The sequence below is a fragment of the Pseudonocardia asaccharolytica DSM 44247 = NBRC 16224 genome (genome assembly GCF_000423625.1).
GTDB lineage: Bacteria > Actinomycetota > Actinomycetes > Mycobacteriales > Pseudonocardiaceae > Pseudonocardia > Pseudonocardia asaccharolytica.
The window spans coordinates 22,303-40,598 of record NZ_AUII01000013.1 but is presented as its reverse complement, the minus strand read 5'-3'; the positions used below and the strand labels follow the sequence as shown (position 1 = coordinate 40,598).

General features: G+C 72.0%; 30 protein-coding genes. All 30 read right to left on the bottom strand.

Annotation, left to right across the window (positions count from 1 at the left end):
- Positions 1 to 103: 103 nt before the first annotated feature.
- Positions 104 to 667: an HK97 family phage prohead protease gene (locus tag G567_RS29115; RefSeq protein ID WP_051233121.1), complete on the bottom strand. Its 564-nt coding sequence runs from the start codon at positions 665 to 667 to the stop codon at positions 104 to 106.
- Complete coding sequence (locus G567_RS0115275) at positions 664 to 1,899, bottom strand: phage portal protein (protein WP_028930672.1); 1,236 nt, start codon at positions 1,897 to 1,899, stop codon at positions 664 to 666. Before G567_RS0115275 ends, G567_RS29115 begins: the two co-directional genes overlap by 4 nt.
- Entirely contained in the window at positions 1,899 to 2,111 is a 213-nt protein-coding gene (locus tag G567_RS0115270; protein WP_028930671.1) for a hypothetical protein, read from the bottom strand. Before G567_RS0115270 ends, G567_RS0115275 begins: the two co-directional genes overlap by 1 nt.
- Positions 2,111 to 2,290 carry a hypothetical protein gene (locus G567_RS0115265; RefSeq protein ID WP_028930670.1) on the bottom strand — a complete coding sequence of 60 codons (180 nt, stop codon included), beginning with the start codon at positions 2,288 to 2,290 and terminating at the stop codon, positions 2,111 to 2,113. The genes G567_RS0115270 and G567_RS0115265 overlap by 1 nt, the downstream gene beginning before the upstream one ends.
- A gap of 11 nt (positions 2,291 to 2,301) precedes the next feature.
- Positions 2,302 to 3,771 carry a hypothetical protein gene (locus G567_RS0115260; protein ID WP_028930669.1) on the bottom strand — a complete coding sequence of 490 codons (1,470 nt, stop codon included), beginning with the start codon at positions 3,769 to 3,771 and terminating at the stop codon, positions 2,302 to 2,304.
- Positions 3,768 to 3,947, bottom strand: coding sequence for a hypothetical protein (locus G567_RS34290; protein ID WP_147200990.1), 180 nt, complete (start codon positions 3,945 to 3,947; stop codon positions 3,768 to 3,770). The genes G567_RS0115260 and G567_RS34290 overlap by 4 nt, the downstream gene beginning before the upstream one ends.
- The gene (locus G567_RS29110; protein WP_211223940.1) at positions 3,944 to 4,696 is read right to left on the bottom strand and encodes a class I SAM-dependent methyltransferase; all 753 of its coding nucleotides are present in this window, start codon (positions 4,694 to 4,696) and stop codon (positions 3,944 to 3,946) included. Before G567_RS29110 ends, G567_RS34290 begins: the two co-directional genes overlap by 4 nt.
- Entirely contained in the window at positions 4,693 to 5,049 is a 357-nt protein-coding gene (locus G567_RS0115240) for a hypothetical protein (RefSeq protein ID WP_028930668.1), read from the bottom strand. The genes G567_RS29110 and G567_RS0115240 overlap by 4 nt, the downstream gene beginning before the upstream one ends.
- A gap of 3 nt (positions 5,050 to 5,052) precedes the next feature.
- Positions 5,053 to 5,292, bottom strand: a complete 240-nt coding sequence (locus G567_RS29105; RefSeq protein ID WP_037057386.1) for a hypothetical protein — start codon at positions 5,290 to 5,292, stop codon at positions 5,053 to 5,055.
- A gap of 908 nt (positions 5,293 to 6,200) precedes the next feature.
- Complete coding sequence (locus G567_RS29100; protein ID WP_037057384.1) at positions 6,201 to 6,473, bottom strand: HNH endonuclease; 273 nt, start codon at positions 6,471 to 6,473, stop codon at positions 6,201 to 6,203.
- Entirely contained in the window at positions 6,461 to 6,949 is a 489-nt protein-coding gene (locus G567_RS32180; RefSeq protein WP_051233119.1) for a DUF6221 family protein, read from the bottom strand. Before G567_RS32180 ends, G567_RS29100 begins: the two co-directional genes overlap by 13 nt.
- Positions 6,946 to 7,539, bottom strand: coding sequence for a class I SAM-dependent methyltransferase (locus G567_RS0115220; RefSeq protein ID WP_147200989.1), 594 nt, complete (start codon positions 7,537 to 7,539; stop codon positions 6,946 to 6,948). Before G567_RS0115220 ends, G567_RS32180 begins: the two co-directional genes overlap by 4 nt.
- Complete coding sequence (locus G567_RS0115215) at positions 7,536 to 7,877, bottom strand: hypothetical protein (RefSeq protein WP_028930666.1); 342 nt, start codon at positions 7,875 to 7,877, stop codon at positions 7,536 to 7,538. Before G567_RS0115215 ends, G567_RS0115220 begins: the two co-directional genes overlap by 4 nt.
- Positions 7,870 to 8,286 carry a hypothetical protein gene (locus G567_RS0115210; RefSeq protein ID WP_028930665.1) on the bottom strand — a complete coding sequence of 139 codons (417 nt, stop codon included), beginning with the start codon at positions 8,284 to 8,286 and terminating at the stop codon, positions 7,870 to 7,872. The genes G567_RS0115215 and G567_RS0115210 overlap by 8 nt, the downstream gene beginning before the upstream one ends.
- A complete protein-coding gene (locus tag G567_RS34285; protein WP_028930664.1) occupies positions 8,283 to 8,996 on the bottom strand; it encodes a DUF6745 domain-containing protein in 714 nt (237 codons plus the stop codon). The genes G567_RS0115210 and G567_RS34285 overlap by 4 nt, the downstream gene beginning before the upstream one ends.
- On the bottom strand, positions 8,996 to 9,445 hold the full coding sequence (locus tag G567_RS29090) for a DUF433 domain-containing protein (RefSeq protein WP_037057381.1): 450 nt from the start codon (positions 9,443 to 9,445) through the stop codon (positions 8,996 to 8,998). Before G567_RS29090 ends, G567_RS34285 begins: the two co-directional genes overlap by 1 nt.
- Entirely contained in the window at positions 9,445 to 10,023 is a 579-nt protein-coding gene (locus G567_RS29085; RefSeq protein WP_037057379.1) for a hypothetical protein, read from the bottom strand. The genes G567_RS29090 and G567_RS29085 overlap by 1 nt, the downstream gene beginning before the upstream one ends.
- Complete coding sequence (locus G567_RS0115190; protein WP_028930663.1) at positions 10,016 to 10,609, bottom strand: hypothetical protein; 594 nt, start codon at positions 10,607 to 10,609, stop codon at positions 10,016 to 10,018. The genes G567_RS29085 and G567_RS0115190 overlap by 8 nt, the downstream gene beginning before the upstream one ends.
- Positions 10,609 to 10,800, bottom strand: a complete 192-nt coding sequence (locus G567_RS0115185; protein ID WP_186814192.1) for a hypothetical protein — start codon at positions 10,798 to 10,800, stop codon at positions 10,609 to 10,611. The genes G567_RS0115190 and G567_RS0115185 overlap by 1 nt, the downstream gene beginning before the upstream one ends.
- Before the next feature lie 8 nt (positions 10,801 to 10,808).
- Positions 10,809 to 11,177 (bottom strand): restriction endonuclease, encoded by a 369-nt coding sequence (locus G567_RS0115180; protein ID WP_028930661.1) that lies wholly within the window; start codon positions 11,175 to 11,177, stop codon positions 10,809 to 10,811.
- A 16-nt stretch (positions 11,178 to 11,193) separates the two neighbouring features.
- Positions 11,194 to 11,652, bottom strand: a complete 459-nt coding sequence (locus G567_RS29080) for a hypothetical protein (RefSeq protein ID WP_037057377.1) — start codon at positions 11,650 to 11,652, stop codon at positions 11,194 to 11,196.
- A 295-nt stretch (positions 11,653 to 11,947) separates the two neighbouring features.
- Positions 11,948 to 14,464: a phage/plasmid primase, P4 family gene (locus G567_RS29075; protein ID WP_051233117.1), complete on the bottom strand. Its 2,517-nt coding sequence runs from the start codon at positions 14,462 to 14,464 to the stop codon at positions 11,948 to 11,950.
- Between the two features lie 204 nt (positions 14,465 to 14,668).
- Positions 14,669 to 15,241 carry a hypothetical protein gene (locus G567_RS0115160; protein ID WP_028930660.1) on the bottom strand — a complete coding sequence of 191 codons (573 nt, stop codon included), beginning with the start codon at positions 15,239 to 15,241 and terminating at the stop codon, positions 14,669 to 14,671.
- Between the two features lie 27 nt (positions 15,242 to 15,268).
- Positions 15,269 to 16,051: a hypothetical protein gene (locus tag G567_RS0115155; protein WP_028930659.1), complete on the bottom strand. Its 783-nt coding sequence runs from the start codon at positions 16,049 to 16,051 to the stop codon at positions 15,269 to 15,271.
- Entirely contained in the window at positions 16,051 to 16,389 is a 339-nt protein-coding gene (locus G567_RS29070) for a hypothetical protein (protein WP_051233116.1), read from the bottom strand. Before G567_RS29070 ends, G567_RS0115155 begins: the two co-directional genes overlap by 1 nt.
- 136 nt (positions 16,390 to 16,525) lie before the next feature.
- On the bottom strand, positions 16,526 to 17,038 hold the full coding sequence (locus G567_RS0115145; protein WP_028930658.1) for a hypothetical protein: 513 nt from the start codon (positions 17,036 to 17,038) through the stop codon (positions 16,526 to 16,528).
- 50 nt (positions 17,039 to 17,088) lie between these two features.
- Positions 17,089 to 17,382 (bottom strand): hypothetical protein, encoded by a 294-nt coding sequence (locus G567_RS0115140; RefSeq protein WP_028930657.1) that lies wholly within the window; start codon positions 17,380 to 17,382, stop codon positions 17,089 to 17,091.
- Positions 17,379 to 17,534, bottom strand: coding sequence for a hypothetical protein (locus tag G567_RS34280; RefSeq protein ID WP_154667154.1), 156 nt, complete (start codon positions 17,532 to 17,534; stop codon positions 17,379 to 17,381). Before G567_RS34280 ends, G567_RS0115140 begins: the two co-directional genes overlap by 4 nt.
- The gene (locus G567_RS0115130) at positions 17,531 to 17,860 is read right to left on the bottom strand and encodes a hypothetical protein (protein WP_028930656.1); all 330 of its coding nucleotides are present in this window, start codon (positions 17,858 to 17,860) and stop codon (positions 17,531 to 17,533) included. Before G567_RS0115130 ends, G567_RS34280 begins: the two co-directional genes overlap by 4 nt.
- Before the next feature lie 18 nt (positions 17,861 to 17,878).
- Positions 17,879 to 18,295: a hypothetical protein gene (locus G567_RS0115125; protein ID WP_028930655.1), complete on the bottom strand. Its 417-nt coding sequence runs from the start codon at positions 18,293 to 18,295 to the stop codon at positions 17,879 to 17,881.
- Position 18,296 lies beyond the last annotated feature (1 nt).

The window sequence follows — 18,296 nt, the reverse complement described above, 5'->3', positions numbered from 1 at the left end:
CCGCCTACCGTGTCCGGGTGCCCGCATCACGGGGGAGCGGCGGGGGTGCGGACCTCGGGGCCGAGGGGCCGGCATTGGTGTATCGCCTGCGGATGCTAGCCGATCACGACGACGAGAGCACGGGGAGCCGCCCGAGGATCTGCGCGCACTCCGCCAGCCCCACCCGCTCGACCGCGTCACCGTCGCCCGCGGCCGCGCGCACGCCGGCGATCGTGGCGTGCTCGCCGTAGGCGCCCTCGTCCACCACGGACACCTCCCGCAGGTCCGCGGTCACCCGTTCGATCGTGCCGTCGGGCAGACGCCGGTTCTGCCGCTCCCGGAACCCGATCGACAGGTCCGTCAGCGCGCCACCCTCGATCAACGCCAGCGTGTCGTCGCCCGCCGCGGTGCGCGCCACCTGCCACGCACCCCACAGGCCCGCGGCGTCCTCCCGCAGCTCGAGCGTGCGCCCGATCAGCTGCCAGTGATCTCGCCGGAACCTGACCCGGTGCGCGGCCGCGATCTGGTGCGCGAACGCCCCGGGCGCGAACTGCTCGACGAGGTCGGCGTCGATGCGCATCGCCACGCCGTAGGGCACCGCGATGCCCTCCACGATGCGACCGTCGCCACCCTGCGCTGGAGAGCGGATCTCCAGCGCGGCGTTGAACATCCGACGCAGCTCGGTCACGGTTGACCCTCCTCAACAGACCCGGCCGGCGGCGGCCCGGCCGTCGGCGCCCGGAACACGTGCTCGGCCCATTGCTCATCCAGGCCCGGGATCGGCGCCCAGTCCTCCAACGCGCGGGCCTCGTTGGGCTGCAGGAAGCCCTCGCGGATCCCGATGGCGTGCGCCTTGTAGCGGCCCAGCGTGTCCGCGCGCAGCAGCCCGTCCAGCGCGGCCTTCACCCACATCCCGGCCGGCAGGTGCGCGGACAGGGTCTGCTCGAACCGCTCGAAGTGCTCCTGCAGCGAGAACCGGACCAGGTTGATGCCCTCTTGCTCGATATTCGCGTACACCCGGGAGGCCTGCGCGGCGCCGAGCCAGGACGGGTCCAGCCCGAAGATCAGCGCGATCTCGTGCAGGCTGAACTTGCGCGCCTCCAACAGCTGCGTCTCGGTCGGGTTCCAGGCGATCGGCTCGACGTCCGTCGACGGATTGAGCACCACGGGCACTCTGGTGCGCACGCTGGCCATCCACTTGGCCTTGAGCTCGTCGGCCTCGACCTGTGTCAGGTCCGGGTTCTCGCTCTTGATCTTCACGCTCGGCACCGCGTGCTCGGAGACGCCCCGCGCCTGCTTGTCCAGCTCGACCGACAGCCCCAGCGCGCCCGCCAGATGCGCCTCCAGGATCCCCATGCCGCGCAGCGCACCCGGCTCGCACAGCCCCTTGACGTGGATGACGTCCCGCGTCGAGCGCCACCGGCCACCGATCCAGTACACGATCTCGCCGACCGGGAAGTCCGCCGCCTGGTTGTCCGACTGGCCGATCCGGCGGACGAACACCGACCGGGCCGGAACCGGCACCACCGCCGTCGGCGCCCGGTCGCGGCCCCGGTCGACGATCAGCCCGAGCGCGTTGCCGTGCCACAGCAGATCCAGATGCCACGACGAGAACGTTGTCACCCGCACGTCCGGGGGTGCCGGCTGCTCGACCAGCGCCGGGCTCGGCCTCACCCGCTGCGCGCGGCCGCCGCGGTCCTGGTAGGCGTGCCAGGGCACCCCGCCGAGGATCCCGGCCTGCAGCCGCGCGGCCCGCCACGCACCCGGGATCGACATGCCGCCCCGGTAGCTGTCCTGCGCCCAGTCCGCGTACATCCCCGGGCCACCGTCGGTGACCACCGTGTACGTCGCGGTCTGGCCAGTCTTGGTGTCGGTGGCCTCGTAGACCAAGTTGCGGTGGAACAGCGCCCCCAGCCCCATCAGCTACCCCCGGGGAGCCCGCGCAGCGCCCAGCGCAGCACCGTCCGATACACCCGGCACCGCCAATGACGGCACGGCCTCGGCGGCGGCCCCTCCAGGCCCTCCAGCGCGTCGGCCAGGCCCTCGACCACCTCACCCAGCCACGCGGACTCCGCCTCGCTCAGCCGGGTGCCCTCCGGGATGTCGACCCAGATCCGGTCATAGCGGCCCATCAGGTCCCCTTCCCCGGCCGCGGCAAGCCATGGCCGGCCTCCAACAGCACCCCGACCAACAGCAGCACCAGCCCACTGATCGTCAGCGCCAGCGGCCACGCCAGCGCGGCGAACAGCCCGCCCAGCACCGCGGCCACCCCGACGGCCTGGCACACCGCCCACAACCGCACCCGATCCACCAGCGCCCCCCTCAGAAGATCCTCGATCGCGGGATCACCACCGGCTCCGGCACCGTCCGCGCCAGATGCACCGCCCCGGCGACGGCATAGACGGCGTCCACGTGGCCGGCGCCGCGGCGCGCGAACCGCCACCCGTCCCCGGTGTGCAGCCGCTGCGCCCCCGCCACGTGCGCATCCAGCAGCGGATCAGCGGGATGCAGAATCCGCCGCGCCTGCACGAGGTCGGCCAGGCCCTGGCACGCCTCGTGCACCTGCTGGCCCTTGATCTCGACCGCGCCGAGCGCGCGCAGCTCCGGGGCGAGCGCCGCGGCCGGCCCCGCCGGGAGCCAGCCGACCGCGGCCGGCCCGATCCGCGCCAGCAGCTCGGCCAGCTCCCGCCGCGCGTCCTCGGTGGACGACCACGCCCCGAAGATCTCCACCCGGACCCGGCCGTCGTCGAGCAGTGCCGCCCCGCCGAGGGTGACGTGCGCACCGTCCGGGGCCACGTCCACCACCGCCGCCACCCTCGCCCGCACCGCGGCGAGCGACCCGGCCGGGTCCGCACCCGCCTTCCACCCGGCCGCGTCCAACGCCGAGTCGAGCGCGTCGACGTGCTGGCACAGCACCTCGGTCCGGAACACCTCCGCCGGGTCGGTGGCCAGCGACGTCCGCACCGACGCCGCCGACAGGGTGCGCCCCAGCGCCGGGTTCGCCGCCGCCCACCCGTCCACGTCGTCGAGCTCACAGCCGTCCGGCGCCGACCACTCGAACAGCCCGAGCGTCGGCTCGGTCTCGGCGAGCGCCGCCGACCGCAGCGTGTTCAGCACCACCGACTGGTCCGAGCCGGCGTTGGAAATCCCCACGATCAGCCCGTTCGGGCGCGCGCTGGTGGTTTTCGACAGCGCCGCCCACGCCCCGGTGTCCCGCTGCGCCCGCAGCTCGTCGAGCACCAGCAGGTCCACGCTCAGGCCGCGGCCGGCCTCATCGGTCGCCGCGGTGATCCGGTACCGGGCCCCGTTGGTCAGGGTCAGGCAGATCTCGCCGTTGGCCCGCCGCACGTTCTCCACCTCGGCGGCCAGCTCGTCGTTGCCGCGCGCGAGCGCCACCGCACCCGCCCACGACTCGCGGGCGATATCCAGGCTCTGCGCGGCCCCGAGCACGAGCTCGGCGCGGCCCATGTACATCGCCCACAGCGCGACGATCTTCAGCAGGGTGGTCTTCCCGTTCTGCCGGGCGATCAACGTCAGGAGCGTGCGGAACCGGTAGCCCCCCTCGGGGCGCAGCTCGAGCGCGTGGATGAGCCACCAGCGCTGCCACGGCAGCAGCTGCACGCCCAGGACCTCGGCGGCGAACTCGATGGCCTCGAACCCGAGCGAGGTGGCGGGGGTGAGCGCGCAGCCGCAGCCGCACGGACCGGGCGGTCCGGTCACGAGCGGGCGGGTCCACAGCCGCGGCTCGGTCCGCCCGAGAATCTGCGCCGGCCGCTCCAGCATCACCGTCACGGCCGCTCCGCCTCTGCCAGAACCCACAGCAGCGAGCCCGACAGCGACAGCAGGAGGGCCAGCCAGCCGAACCGATCCGGGCCCACGATCAGCGCGGCCACCAGCAGCGCGGCCATCGCGAACGGCACGCCGTACCAGATCCGCTCGCCGACGCTCGGCACGCTACGGCCCGTCACGTGGTCCGCCACAGTTCCCAGGCCAGCGCGCACAGCACTGCGACCGCACCGGTCAACGTGGCGAGCGCGGCAAGAGCGAGCAGCATCGCGGTCACGATGCTGCCGCCATCCCGGCCAGTCGGGTCGCGATGACCTCGCAGTACCGTTCCTCGATCTCCACGCCGATCGCGCGGCGGCCTAGCTGCCGCGCCGCCAGCAAGGTGCTCCCCAGCGCCCGCGAACGGATCGGCGATCACTCCGGGCGGGCACTTTTCGAGCAGCTCGGCGAGCAACGACACGGGCTTCTCGGTGGGGTGGTGGCGGGTGCCTCGCCCGCGCTGGCCAACCGTGCCCGCGATCGCGAGGTGGCGCAGCACCGACGTTCCCCGACGCCCGGTGAACCCGTGGCCCAGGACGTAGATCTCCTCGGTGTTGGGCTTCCACGGGATCCGCAGGTCGCCCATCCCGACGTGCCCACCCTTCTCCCAGGTGAGCAGGGCGCGCGTCAGCGCGGGGCGAGGCGCGCGCCAGTGCCCGAACACCAGTGCGGGCCGCTCACCCCACAGCGCGAGCGCGGCGTCCCGGGCCAGCGTGGACCGGTCGCCCGCGACCCGGCTCTCACCGAATGCGCCCCGCATGCCAGACCGAAACCTCACCCCGTACGGCGGGTCGGTCACGAGCACGTCAGCGGCGCGCCAGTCCAGAATCTCGCGGCAGTCCCCGAGGTAGAGGGTCACCAGGGCATCGGCGTAGTACGGTGCCGCGCTCACGACGCCGCCGCCCGCAGCCCGCGCAGCTTCCCCGCGCCCGCCCCCGAGTCGGCCCGCGACGGCCGCGAGCGCGGGGTGGCCTGCAGCTCCACCAGCGCCGCATGCAACCGCGCGCCGAGCCGGTCCAGGGTGTCCCGCTCGGCGAGCTTGGTCTTCAGCGCGGCGATCAGCTCCATGAGCGCCTCGTCGCCGTCCCGTTCGGCCAGCCGCAGCGCCTTGTCCGCCTGCGCGGCCGCGGCCCCGGCACGGTCGATCTGCGTTGCGTACAGCCGGGCCAGGTGCGCCACCGCGGCGTCGGCCTCACCGAGGTCCAGCGCGGCCAGCGACTCGCCCACCGACTCCAGCAGCGACACGCCTCACCCCTCGCCGTCGAGCCACTCGATCCGCGTGCCGTACTCGGGGTGACCGTGCACCCGGCAGAAGTCCTCCCAGCACGTCCACACAGAGGTCGAACGGAGTTCGGTGCGCCACCGGCAGGCCACGCTGCCGTCAGTGAACACGACGCCCTCGTACTGCGGCTCGTCCGGCGCGTTCGCGAGTCCCTTCGCGACGTAGTCCGTGGGCGGGACGGGCCGGTATCCGACGAACCGCCTCATGCGCAGCACCTCCCGGGCGGGGCGATGCCGCCCCCCGCGGGCCGACGGCGGCACGCGCGCCAGGTTGTGACGGCCCGACGAACGCGCGGGGTACCACAGTGGACGCGGGGAGCGACACCGAGATCGTACCGTCCGAATCAGACGATCCGCAGCAGACGGTCACGAGCCCTCACTCGGCTACAGAGTGTGACATCACGCAATGTGACAGTGCGTAGTCGATCACGACGGGCCCTACGAACCCGATGATCGTTTATAGGCCTCTGACCTGCGACAATCGGGGAGAGAGAAACCCAGGGCATTGGGGTGTGCGGGCCCGACCAGCCCCGCAAAAAACAGTGTCACGATTACTCATAGCCACCAGTGCAGTGGCCGCGGCTCAGGGTCAGACGGTTGCGCTGCGTAGCCATTCACTCGGTCACTCTTCGTGTGGCACGACCCGCACAGCGGTCGATAGTGCTCAGGGTCCGTCGAGTAGCGGACGGTCTTGCCGTACCACTGCGCGACTAGGGCTCCCCGGTCGCCGTGGTCGTAGGCCCAGTCACGTGCCTGCCTGCCACAGCCGGTCGCGCACGGGTAGATGCTGGCCGCACCCTTGGTCCTGCGGAGCCGCTTGTGTACCGCCTGGTAGCTGGTGCTCACGGGCCGGCTGCCGTGCGGGTCGCCGTACTTGTCCGCGCGCTGCTGGTGCGGTGCGCAGTAGGCGCGGCCCGCGCGGATGCGTTTGCCGCAGCCGGCGACCGTGCAAGTGGTGGAAGTTCGCTCGCGCCGCGCGGCCGGGCTCCAGGTCTTCCACTGTCGCCGGTAGTCCCGGGCGCAGTCGGTGCAGTAGTTCCCGGGCTTGCCTCGGTGGCGCTCAGGGAAGGCGGCGAGCGGAAGTTGGTGGGTACATCGTGGACAGCGTTGCGTGCTCACTCCCACCAGCCCCTCGGCCTCGGTGCCGGGTCGTGCCGCCGTGGGTCCCCTGTGGACTGGTTGCACCAGGCGCAGGCGGCGACCAGCTTGGACAGGTCCTCATCCCCGGACACGGCACGGCCGATGACGTGGTGCACATGCGTCGCGATCGTCGTGCAGCCGTCGAGCTGCAGCTGGCAGCGGTGCCCGTCGCGGGCCAGCACCAGCGCGCGGGTGCGCCGCCAGGCTCGGGTGCTGCCGCCTCGCCACGCCCGGCTCACGGCCGCCACTCGGGCCGGTAGTCCGGGTGGTCGGCGTACGGCAGCGCGAGCGCCCGAAGCATGCTCTGCATAGCCGCGATCGGGATCGCCCACTCCTCTTCGAGCCAGTCGATTAACTGCCGCTTGGCCTCGATCTCGCGCAGCACCCGCGCCGGGTCCCACCGCACGATGTGCGCGGCATCGGCATCACCGACGGTGATGCCCCAGGCGTCGTACCCCCACGCGTCCACGACCGTCTCGGTCTCGCGGTGTTCATGGCCGGGGGTGCCCTGCGTGCCGCGGTCCTCGTCGGACCCCGCCGGCCAGCTGCAGTAGTACTGACATGACCTCCACTGGCCCTGGTCGGCCACGAGACTGACGTCGCCCTGCGGGAAGTCGGCGCCTGTCGGCGAGGTCCAGCGCCACGGGCCGGGCGTCGCGGCCCGCACCAGCCGCTCGTCCTCGTCGAGCCGGGCCCGCAGGAACTCGATCATCTCGGCGCTCACCGCTCGTGCACCTCCAGTCGGTCCGTCGCGCCCGCCCAGCGTGGCAGCTCCACTACCCGCGCCGGCGAGGACAGCTGGGCGGGGCGCTCCGCCACCTGGCCGACGTAGACGATCGTGCGGCCCCGGTAGGCGTCCACCGCCGCAGCGCCCCACTCGGGTTCCGGTCGGCACAGCAGCAGTGTCCGGCCGGGATGCTGCGCGGCGGCGGTGTGGTCGCCCACTCCGACCCCGGTCCAGCGCCGCCCGGATGACCAGCCGGCTCGGCCGTGCGGGTCCGGGTCGAACGCCAGCACGTCCACGCCGCGGCCGCGTAGCTGCCACGCCCAGTAGCCGGCGCCGGCGCCGACCTCGAGCACGCCGTGCGGCGAGCACCCGGCGATGGTGTCGAGCGCGGTGTCGGTGGGGATGGACCAGGCGTACTCGCGGAGCAGCCCGTAGAAGCCGCGCTGGCGGGCCAGGCCGCGGCAGTCGTCGCACATGCAGCTCAGCCACGGGGCGCCGTCGGGGCCCAGCCCGCGCGGGTCGTGGTCGCGCTGGTGGGCGGTCGCGGCCCGGTAGGCGGCGAGGTAGGGGTTGTCCACTGTGGTCATCCTCTCGCGCTCGGCGCTTCGTCGCGGGTGGGTCGGTGCAGCGGTGGGGCGGCCGGGTCGCTCGCCGACGGCGGCGGCGGCCACGCGAGGTTGGCCCAGTCGCGGTCGCAGGGTGGCGGGGGTCCGCCGAGGGTGCGGTAGCGGCGCTCCCGCTCGAGCGCGCCCGCCAGCTCGACGAGGGTGTCTGCGGCCCGGCGCAGCGCATCGCGGGCGCCGGCGGCGCCGAGGGTGTCGAGGTGGTCGGCGATGGCGTGGATGTCGGCGACGAGGTCGGCGGTGTCGTCGTCGAGGATGCGGGTGTCGGGGCGGTCGGGGAGGGGGCAGCGGTGCTCACTCATCGGTGGCTCCGAGGGCTCGGGCGGTCGGGCACGGCCACGGGACCCCGTACTCGCCGTGCGCGCCGCAGGTGTCGCAGCAGCGGGGCAGGTCGGTGTAGCGGCCGCTGCTGTCGTAGCCCTCGCTGGGTCCGGCGTCACGGTGCAGCGCGGCCTGCCGGAGCGAGGCCGCGACTTGGGCGGGCAGGCGGTGTCGACGGTGCAGCACCCCCGCCAGGGTGTGGATGTCGTCGACCTGCTCGGCGTCCGCCCACGCCCGAAACACGGCGCCGATCAGGGCGCGGTCGGTGTGGAGGTGCTGCCAGGCGACCCGGGTCGCAGCCGAGGCGGTGGGTTCCGCCCCGGCGAGGGTGGCGGCCTCCCGCAGGACCGCGGCCGCGGCCTGCCGTGTCTCGGCACGGCCCGCCGTCACAAGGCCTCCCCGGCGGTGAGGGCGGGGTGCGGGGTGCCGTGCCGGTAGTGCAGCGCCCACCCGTCCGCGTAGGCGACCGCCGGGCCGCCCTCCCGGTGCAGCCGCCCCCGCTCGTCCCGGTGCAGCTGGGTGGGGCGGTCGGTCAGTACCGCCACGTCACGCATCGGCCACCACCAGCCGACCGCCCGGACCGCGGCGGCGAGCGCGTCCAGCTGCGGTGAGGGGGGCAGCCCAGCGATCGGCCGGGCGCACTGGTGGGACGCCAGCCAGTACGCGTCCCGCCACGGGCACAGGTGGCCCCCGACCTCGCCCCAGAGTCGGTCCCCGAGCTGGCCCCGGAGCTGGTCCCCGAGCTGGGTCCAGAGTCGGTCCCGGAGCTGGTCCCAGAGCTGGTCCCCGAGCTGGCCCCAGAGCTGGACCCCGAGCTGGACCCCGAGCTGGCCCCAGAGCTGGACCCCGAGCTGGACCCCGAGCTGGCCCCCGAGCTGGGCCCCGAGCTGGTCGGGCACCACCCTCGCCCCACCTAGCGGGGAGTCTGCCCACACCATCCGGGGTGGTGCCTCCAGCCCCGCCGCCGTGTAGGCGGCGCGCACCGCCGCCTCCGCCGCCGGGCGGTCACACCGCTCGGTGGACAGGCCGACCCGCATCCAGTCGTCCCGCACCCCCCGGATGTGGGTGAGCTGGTCTGCGGTCAAAGCGCCGTCGAACATCAGCAGGTCTCCTCGTCGTCATCGTCGTCATCGTCGGTGAGGTCGGTGTGCAGCGCCTCCACCACCCGCACCTGCCCGGCCGTGACGTGCGGGTAGGCGCGGCAGATCTGCTCGACGGTCTCCCCGGCCGCCAGCCACTCCCAGATGGTGGCCACATCCAGCCGGGTGTGCCCGATCGTGGGGCGTCCGCCCCGGCGGGCGGGGTGGGTGACGATCAGCAGCTCATCCGAGCCCGGGACGGCCGGGTCGGGGTGGCCGAGGATGCGGGCCAGGTCGGGCAGCGGCTGCACCCGCCACTCCTCCAAGATCGCAAAGGTGATATGGGAGCCGGTGATCTGCCGCCACACCCCCTCGTCGCCCCGGATGATCCGGCGGGCGTCCGGGGCGGTCGGGTCGTCGTCGGGGTGGACACGCACCGTCCCCACCAGGTCACGGGTCGTCTCGGGCATCAGCAAGCCTCCTCACGGTCTGGGCGGATCATCCGGGCGTACAGGTCGATCGCGGACCGCTGGAGGGCGGTGACGGTCGGCTGCAGGTGCTCCCCGGCGTCCCGAGCGGCGGCCCACGCGGCGGCCCGAGCGGCGGTCGCCTGCTCGCGCGCCTCCCGCACCACCGGGCCGGCCCGCTCCGCCGACACCATGCCCACAATCCGCCCCAACCCCCGCACCCGGGCCGCCGCCTCACGGCAGGCCGGGACGAGATCGAGCCAGGCCGGCAGCCACGTGCGGATCAACCAATCCAGGGCGATGTAGGAGCGGGCCTCGTCCAAGCCATCACCGGCCGTGCCGGGCAGCAGCGGAATCAGCGGCACCAGCTCCTGCCGCAGATCGTCTGGCAGCACATCGTTGAGGGCGCGCCCGAACGCGCCGAGCACCGGGGACACACACTCGGGGTGGTCTGTGTGCGGCTCCCCCGCCAGGTAGGCCACCGCCTCCAGCAGACAGAGCCCCTCCCCGGGGGAGTCGTGGTCGCCGACATCGAGGCGGATGTCGGTCAGCCGGGCAGAGTCGATGATCAGATCAGACATCCGGGGTCTCCTCGGTCTTGGGGGTGTCGCACCAGGCGGGGACGGGCCACGTCTCGGGGTGGCCGAGCACCGAGATGATCGGGTCGGTGAGGGTGCGGTAGTGGTGGGCGGGGAGGAGGTCGCGCACGACGAGCGCGGTGGCCGCGTCCCACGCCGCGAACCTCGCCGCGTACCACGCCGTGTCCCCCGCCGCCGCGAACCTCGCCGCGATCGCGTCGGCCTCCGCACCCGTCAGGCCGCGGAGCCGCTCGATCAGCGCCGCCACCAGGCGGCCCTTAGGTCCGAGCGCCTGCCACGCGGCCGTCTCCTCGACGACCTGGTAGGCGAGGGCGCCCACCTTGTGGGGGTGCTCGTCGGAGTCGATCGTCTCCCCGACCGGGCGGACACGCAGCAGACGACACGGCCACGACCTGTCGATCAGCGTCTCGGCGGGCTCCGTCGACGCGGACAGGTACGTCTCCGGCTGGTCCCGCACCATGCTCGTCGACGTGGGATGCGTGGTCGTCTCACCGACCGCCCACACCACACCCTTCAGGGACGTGTAGTCCCGGTTGACTGCCTTCCACAGCAGGTCAGACTCGGGCATCAGTGGGTCTCCTCGGCATCTCGCGCGATCCGCTGCACCGCACCAGCCCCAGTCCGCAGGCGACGCGCGATCTGCGACACCGAAATCCCGTCGGCACGCATCCGCCGCACCGCCTCAGTCACATCGGACACGCGGGCGTCCGAGCGCCGCAGCTTCCCCGCGATCAACCGCTCAACAGTGGCCTCATCCACGACGGACCTCATCCCGCCACCTCCAACTCGCTCCCATACCCGGCGGCACGCAACAACCGGGCCATCGCGTCCAGCTCCATGACCGCGTACGAGCGGCCCGGATCGGCCACACCGCGGCGTTTCACGACGAGCACACCGTGATCGGCGCCCGCCTCGGCGACCTGCTCGGCGAGCTGCGAAAGCCACTCGGGCAGCGCCAGCCGCGCCACGTTCTTGCACTGCACGATCACCGCCGGACCCGGCACCAAATGCAGGTCCCCGTGATCACGGGCGTAGCCGGCGCGGGTGCGCCCGCACCACGGGAACCCGTTGCTGCGCAGGTGGTCTTGCACGGCGCGCTCAAAGTCGTCGCCGCGGCGTTTCTGGGGGCTGACCATGAGGTCCTCTCTCGGCTCAGAACGGGGGCCGGTCGTCATCGACTGGCACGACAGTCACTTGGGCACCGGCGAACGCGCCGGTGAGGACGAACAAGGAGTTCTGCTCCTGTCCCTTGGGCTCGGTTGCCTTGGATGCCTCGTCAGCGGTGAGGGCGGCGAGGGTCGCGACGTAGGTGGGGTCGATGTGGTCGAGCTGGATCGGCTCACAGCTGTGCGTGGCGACGACGGCGGGGCGACCGTCGCGTGCATCAAGGGCGATGTTGTGGGCCTCGCGCAGGTAGATCCGGCCCGCTAAAAGCCAGTAGCTGTTGCGGCCGGTGGTGCGGGCGTGTAGTTCGCCGTGGAGATTGAGCGGGATCGCGTCGACGTGGTACGGCCAGCCGTCGCTGATGCCCTCGAGGACGACGCGGCGGCAGCGCGGGCAGGTGCCGCGGCGGGGCGCGGTGGTGACGAGGTGCCGGCTGGAGGCGCTCATGGGCGGTCCTCGGCGCAGTGACGCTGGTGACGCATTGACCTTGGTTTCGGGTATGGCGCCGTTGCGCGCGCGCGCGACGGGTGATCTTGAAATGATGTGTCACTTCCGTCACCGGTGTTCGTGGCACGTTGATAAGTCAGAAGTTGCGTCACTTGTGTCACCGGGCTGGTTATCCACAGGCTCAGGTGACGGATTGTCGGGTGAGTCCGCGTCGCGCGCGCGCGCGAGGCGTGATCTTGAAATGATGCGTCACTTCCGTCACCGATGGTGGTGACGCATTGAGCGTGCCGATCCGTCACCAGCCAGCTCCTGCCCCGTCCAGCCGGTCGATCGGCGGTGACGCATCGTTCGGGTCCTCGTCGCGTTCGGACAGCAGCGCGAGCCCGACGTAGAACCGGTCCCGGTTGGTGCGGCTGGATTCGACCCCGAACCGTGTCCGCAGGGTCAGCCCGAGGGTCCGTGGCTTCACCGGCAGGTCACCCTCGTCAGCGCACCACGCCTCGTAGGCGGCCCGGAAGGTTCCCACCTTCACCTTGACCTGGCTGCCCCCACCGACGTGGCAGCGGTCCGCGACGAACCGGGCGACGGTGTCCTGCTCATTCGCGTACTCGTCAGTTGCGGCCTTGACGATCTCGGGCTCCTGCAGGCCGCTGGCGAAATAGGCGACGGCGCCGGCCACGATCCACGCCATGATCGTGCCGCCGTCCTTCTCGGCGAGGATGCCTTGTAAGTCGTCGACCCGTTTCTCCTGGGGCACGGTGTTGACGAACGGCACGATCCGCAGCCGCCGCCAAAACGAGTGCCCGCCCAAGGTGACCGACGGCTGGTGGTTGCCCATCAGCCACAGCTTGTGAGTGGGCTGAAACGTGAAGTGATCTCGCCGCATGAAACGGGCGGTGAGAGCGTCACCACCGGTGAGCTGCTTGACCTTCGCCTCGTCGAACCGGTCCCCTTCGTTGATCTCGGAGCAGACGACCATGCGGGCCCCGGCGAGGCGGGCGATCTCGGTTTCGTGCCCGGTGTAGTTCTTCGCCATCAGGAACCCGGAGGGGGCGGTGGTGGCGTAGTCCCCGAGGACGGCGCGAATGGTCTCGAGGAACACGCCTTTTCCGTTGGCGCCCGCCCCGAACAGGAACGGCAGGATGTGGTCGCGGACGACTCCGGTGACGGAGTAGCCGACGAGCCGCTGCATGTAGCTGGGAAGCTCGTCGTGGCCGGCGAATGTGTCGGCGAGGAACCCGAGCCAGCGGTCCGGGTCGGCCGTCGGATCGGGCGCGGCGGCGGTGATGCGGGTGTGCAAGTGCGCTGGGTCTGCTGGTGTGATGTCGCCGGTGCGGAGGTCGACGATCCCGGTGGGGGTGTTGAGCTCGTAGGGGCGGGCGTCGAGCGCGTCGACGGAGACGGCGATCCGCTGATCGGTGGCGGCTTGGGTGAGCATGGCGGTGGTTCCGATGGCGCCGAGGCTGCGTTGCTTGTGCCGCAGGGCTGCCGGATCGTCGTCGGCGAGGCCGCGGGCGATCTGCTTGGCGTACTCGCGGACGATGCCGCCAGTGGCGGGGCACCACTCCCAGCGCTGCCCGGTCCAGTGGAGCCAGCGGCCGCGTTCAGCGCAGTATCGGATCTTGTCGCCGTAGGTGTCAACGAGGGTGAGGGCGTTGCCGTCGTCGGACCGCTCGAGGGTCGCCACGGGCACGGCGGTGGTCGGATGGGTGGGGGTATCGGAGCGGGAGCTTCGGGCGGTGCCGCCCATGGGGATGCTGGTGAGCACGGGCCGCTGTGGTGGCGGCGGGGTTTCGCCGTAGCCGTCGTCCTTGAGCCGCTTGGCGGCGGCGTGAAAGTCGCCACTGTGGTTAAGGATCGCGTATACCCGCCACTTGGACATGGCCTGTTCGGCAGGTAATACGGTCGAGGTGGTCCAGGCGTAGAGGTAGTCGCCTTGGTTGCCGCCAGTGACGGCGGAGATCCCGAAGGTTTTGCCGGGGCGCCGCCAGTAGGTGGCGTTGCCGTGGGCGTAGACGGGTCGCCAACCGTGCGGGGTGAGCAGTTGGTGCCAGCTGCCGCGACTGTTGTAGTCGTCGCCGGGTGAGATGCCGCCGCTGGTGTCGTTGCGGCGGTCGGTGTCGAGGACGGTCACCTCGGGGATCGGTGCGGGGGCCGGGATCTGGTCGAGGGATCGGGCGGCGATGTGGATCAGGTCGCGTTGCTTACCGGTGACGGTGGGGATGCGGCTGGGGTCACCGGCGAGGAACACGTAGGGCTTCCCGCTGGGATGTACCCGCCCGGTGGAGGGGGCGACGACCACGAATCCGCCTTCACCGCGGGTTTCGATGAGGCTGCGCACGATGGTCTTGCCCTTGGTGGCGAGGTCGCGTTCCTCGTCGGTGTACTCGTCGTCGCGGGCGAGACGCTGGGTGAGCTTGGTGTTGCCGGCGACCCCGTCGGATACCCGGTAGTACACGTGCAGCCCTCCGGAAGGGCTGGCCTCGGCGCAGCCGCCGGTGACGGCGCGCCATACGTCGCCGACGCCGAGCTCGTCGCAGGCGGCGGCCATCTTCGGTAGGAGACCTTCGGTGATGGCGCGGCCCTCAAGTTCGAGCATCTCGAGGTGCCTGGACACGGTTCCGCAGATCACGCCGACCCCGGGATGGCCGTTGCTGAACCAGCGTTGCACGGTGTCGCGGTCGGCTCGTTGTGTCTGGTATTGCTTCCACGGGCCGTCGGGGCGTTTGGAGCCGTCGAGGGCGACACGGACGACGCTGCAGCCTGCGTCGTACCAGGCGAGTGCTCCAGTCTGGGTTGCGGCTTGGTTCATCGGCTGCCGACCTTGGTGCCGTTGGTGGCAGCGCCGACGTTGATCGTTCCGTCGTATCCGACGCGAAGGATGTAGGGCGAGTTCACTGTATCTCCCACGGCTACCTCTGTGATCTCGTGCCCGTGTGGTGCTGGGGAGCGACGGGCTTTCAGTCCGCCGCCCCGACTTCTGCAGCCGGGGCGGCAGGCTCACTGACCGTCGCCGTTAGGAGGCGGTGGTCTGCTGGGCGTTGAGCTGGGCGAGCAGCGCGGCGACGGCGGGGTCGTTCGGGTCGAGTGGGGCCGACCCTGCAGCCGGAGCCGGGGCCGAGGGCGGGCTGGACGTGGACGCGGCTTGGGTCTGCGCGTCGTCAGCCTCCGCAGCTGCACTACGGTTGGCGCGTTCGTCGTCGAACCGGGTCGGGTTAGCGGCCGCCCAGGTCTGGGCCTGTGCGAGCTGGGGGCCGTCGAGCGCGACGAGGCTGATGTAGGGGTTGCCGCCGTTCTTCGGGGACGCCCACACGAGCTTGATCGGTACTGCCTGCCCGACGTAGGGGGCGAGGTTGTCGACGACGGCGCCGTTCATCCACAGCACGTCGAGCCACACCTCGTTGGTGTGGACGTCGGCGATGTCGAGGATGATCCCGACTCCGTCACCGTCGGGCTTGAACCTGGTGGTGATCCCGGTGCGGTGCTCCCGGACGAACACGATGAGCGGCCGGTCAACGGCCTCCTTGGCCTGCAGCTGGTCGCCGATCGATTCCTCACGTGGCCGGGGTGCGTAGGTGCCCAGTTCCATGGTCCGTTGTCTCCGTCTCTTGGTTTCTCAGCCCGCGGCCGGCGGGGCCGCGGGGAGCGTGGTGTCGCCAGGGCAGGTGACCCCGGTGTCGGGGCCGGGCCGCATCCACGGGCAGTAGAGGCAGGTCCGGCTGGGGGTGCGGGGGATCGCGGTGTAGTGCGCGGGGTGGTCGTCGACCTGCAGTTGGTAGGCGACTGTGATGATCGTGTCGACGCGGTTGATCGCGGCGAGCGCGATTTCCTCGTCGTACGGCTCGGACCACAGGTGCAGGCCGGACAGCTGCCCGGCGCGCGGGTAGAACGCGAGGGCGACCTCGGCGACGGGAAGCCCGAGTCGGGTGTAGCCGTAGCCGTAGAGGTGGACCTGTTTGCGGTACTGGTCGGGGGGACCAGAGGCCCGGTATTCGCGGAGCTTGGCCGGGCCGACGATTTTGTGATCGACGACGGCGCGGCGGGGCACGTAGTAGGCGTCGCAAGATCCGGTGAGCCCGTCGCGGATCTGGAGGCGTTGCTCGATGAGCCAGCGGGTTTCGCCGGTGCGCTGGTTGTCGGCGGTGAGGGCGTCGGCGAGCCAGGCGTGTCCGGCGGTGCCGAGGATGGACGCCCACGGGTCACTGTCGGTGTTGACCTTCGGCGCTTCCATAATCTTGTAGGCGAGGCGGCGGGCGCAGGGATCGCCGTATTCGGAGGGGCCGAGCGCGGTTTGCAGCGACCGGGGTGCGTTGTTGGCGGCGTCGACGATCGCCGAGCGCAGCGCGATTCTGATCGGGTGCTCGTCCTCGGCTCGGGGCGCGAACGCGGCGAGTTCCATCACTGCTCACCGGTGTCGGTGGGAGTGAGCAGAGCGAACCTGCGAGACACGGTTTCGATCGTGTAGCGGTCGGCGATCTCGGGATCTTTCTCCCTCAACGCCTTGGTGTTGAGCCGTCGGGACACGACTTCGGTCCACTTTACGGCGGGGTGACCGTTGATGGTGCCGATCTCGGCGCCGGTCTGCTCGAGGTGGGTGGTGATCTGTTGTTTGGCTCGGTCGGCGATCTCGCCCCACTGGTCGCGGTTGGTGCAGGCTTCGCGGTAGGCCTGCACCCAGGTTGCCAGGCTGTCGACGGCGGTGGTGCCCGGTTCGTTGACGGTCATGCGGGTGCTCATCGGGTTTCCTTCCAGGCGCGGCAGGGGCAGGGCCTGCCGAGTGCGGGGTCGTCGAGCCGGTCGCACCGGGGGCAGATCTCGGCGGGGATGTCCGTGGCGTCGGCTGCCGACGGGGCCGTGTCGGCCTGCACGGGGTTCACGCCGCCACCAGTCCGCGGGCGCCGAGGACGGCGCGGGGGTCACCGTCGCGGCGGGCCCGGTAGATGTGCGCGTCGAGCGCGTCGAGGCTGATCCCGATCCGTCGGGCCGCCTCGCACCGCGGCACTCCGTCGCGGCGCAGCTGGTCCCATTCGTCGAGTACCTCGTCGCGGGTGTAGGTGGTGCGTCCGTAGTCGTACAGCTCGTCGGTGCCGGTGAGTCGCCGGTGGCAGGTGAGGCAGAGGCCTCGGGCGCTGTGTCTGCGGTACCCCGGCCGGGGCGGGGTGGTCTGCGGGTGCAGCGGCCAGTCGCAGCGGGCGCACCGCCAGGCGTCGGCGGGTACATCGGCGGGCGGGCCGACCGGCGCCCGGCAGCGGTGGTGATGCTGCGGCAGGTAGCGCAGGTGGTGGCCGCGTAGCAGCCGGTCCCGGGTGGAGGTGCGGCGGGCGAGCGGGGTCTGCTGCCCGCAGCCGCACCAGCACAGCCCGGTCGGGTTCGGTGGATCGAGCACATCGGACGGTGTGTCAGGCGGTAGGGTGTGCATCGCTCGGGTGCTCCTGTTCAGGGGGTGGTCGGGTGACGGTGAGGCGGGTACGGGTCTCCGTCGGGGCGCTCCGGCGGGGACCCGTCCGCGTCTGCGGGGGTGTGCTGGTCGAGGAACTCGGCGAGGGCCCGGTCGAACGCGTCGAGCAGCGCGGTGGGGGAGTCCACCGATTGGGGTCGCTCGGCGACGCGCCACAGCCCGGTGGCGCTGTTGATGCGGTCGACGCGGGCGGACATGAGGCGGACCTGCACGGCCAGGGCGGCGGCCGCGAGCAGCGCGACCACGGCGGCGAACAACGCGACGGCGATCATCGGGGCTGTCCTTTCAGGACGATGGAGCGGGTGTGGTGGCGGCGCAGCCGGTGCGCGCCGACGCGGCGGCGGGCCCGCATCTGGGCCACGGCCAGGCCGGCGATCACGGCGAGCGCGGCGGCGTCGGCCGCGGCGATGACCAGCACGCTCACTCGGCGTCCCCGATGTCGGGCTGGGGCTGCAGCGCGACCAGGCGGATCGCCCCGGCGGGCAGGGCGGCGCTGGCGGCCGCCCACGGCGGGCTGGGGCGCTCGCGCCGTCCCGGGGTGGCGCCGTGTTCGGCGACCAGGGCGTCGATGAGCCGGTCGGGGGTGAGGGGGTCGTACTCGTCGAGCACGACGTAGAGGCAGCCGAGGGTGTCGGCGAGCCGGGTGGCGAGCTCGGGGTCGGCGGCGGCGATGTCGGCGAGCGCGCGCAGGTCGACGGCGACGCGCAGCGCCAGCGGCACGGCGGTGATGTCGGTGACGGTGTCGGTCATGGTCGGGCTCCTGGGGGGTCAGTGGGCGGCGGGTTCGGTCATGAGCGGGTTGCAGCGCCACTCGGTGATCTCGACGGTCTGCTCGACCGTGGGGGTCTCTGGCGGCACGTAGGCGGGGTCGGGGACGCGCACGGTGCGGGTGCCGACGACGACGCGCTCGCACACCATCGAGCGGCCCGCCAGGGCCATGGCGGCGACGGGGCCGAACCGCAGGACCACGTTCGCGGCGTGGTCGCTGTACTCCTTGTCGACGTGGGCGCCTGCGGCGAGGCCGGCGCGAACGACCCGCTGGAGCTCCTCGCGGTCGCGCGGGCACCAGACGTGCATGCGCTCGAGGTAGGCGGTCCGGATGTCGGGGTTGGTTTCGATCATGTCGGCGAGCTGGCGGAGCCCGGCGGCGTACTCGGCCGCCGTGGGCTTCGAAGTGGTGGTCATA

Bases quoted from the DNA above. Each gene is read 5' to 3' on its own strand.
- G567_RS0115275 (WP_028930672.1), bottom strand. From the start codon at position 1,899: ATGGGGCTGGGGGCGCTGTTCCACCGCAACTTGGTCTACGAGGCCACC.
- G567_RS0115270 (WP_028930671.1), bottom strand. From the start codon at position 2,111: ATGGGCCGCTATGACCGGATCTGGGTCGACATCCCGGAGGGCACCCGG.
- G567_RS29105 (WP_037057386.1), bottom strand. From the start codon at position 5,292: ATGAGGCGGTTCGTCGGATACCGGCCCGTCCCGCCCACGGACTACGTC.
- G567_RS0115220 (WP_147200989.1), bottom strand. From the start codon at position 7,539: ATGACCACAGTGGACAACCCCTACCTCGCCGCCTACCGGGCCGCGACC.
- G567_RS0115215 (WP_028930666.1), bottom strand. From the start codon at position 7,877: ATGAGTGAGCACCGCTGCCCCCTCCCCGACCGCCCCGACACCCGCATC.
- G567_RS34285 (WP_028930664.1), bottom strand. From the start codon at position 8,996: ATGTTCGACGGCGCTTTGACCGCAGACCAGCTCACCCACATCCGGGGG.
- G567_RS29090 (WP_037057381.1), bottom strand. From the start codon at position 9,445: ATGCCCGAGACGACCCGTGACCTGGTGGGGACGGTGCGTGTCCACCCC.
- G567_RS29085 (WP_037057379.1), bottom strand. From the start codon at position 10,023: ATGTCTGATCTGATCATCGACTCTGCCCGGCTGACCGACATCCGCCTC.
- G567_RS0115190 (WP_028930663.1), bottom strand. From the start codon at position 10,609: ATGCCCGAGTCTGACCTGCTGTGGAAGGCAGTCAACCGGGACTACACG.
- G567_RS0115180 (WP_028930661.1), bottom strand. From the start codon at position 11,177: ATGGTCAGCCCCCAGAAACGCCGCGGCGACGACTTTGAGCGCGCCGTG.
- G567_RS29080 (WP_037057377.1), bottom strand. From the start codon at position 11,652: ATGAGCGCCTCCAGCCGGCACCTCGTCACCACCGCGCCCCGCCGCGGC.
- G567_RS29075 (WP_051233117.1), bottom strand. From the start codon at position 14,464: ATGAACCAAGCCGCAACCCAGACTGGAGCACTCGCCTGGTACGACGCA.
- G567_RS0115160 (WP_028930660.1), bottom strand. From the start codon at position 15,241: ATGGAACTGGGCACCTACGCACCCCGGCCACGTGAGGAATCGATCGGC.
- G567_RS0115155 (WP_028930659.1), bottom strand. From the start codon at position 16,051: ATGGAACTCGCCGCGTTCGCGCCCCGAGCCGAGGACGAGCACCCGATC.
- G567_RS29070 (WP_051233116.1), bottom strand. From the start codon at position 16,389: ATGAGCACCCGCATGACCGTCAACGAACCGGGCACCACCGCCGTCGAC.
- G567_RS0115140 (WP_028930657.1), bottom strand. From the start codon at position 17,382: ATGATCGCCGTCGCGTTGTTCGCCGCCGTGGTCGCGCTGCTCGCGGCC.
- G567_RS0115130 (WP_028930656.1), bottom strand. From the start codon at position 17,860: ATGACCGACACCGTCACCGACATCACCGCCGTGCCGCTGGCGCTGCGC.
- G567_RS0115125 (WP_028930655.1), bottom strand. From the start codon at position 18,295: ATGACCACCACTTCGAAGCCCACGGCGGCCGAGTACGCCGCCGGGCTC.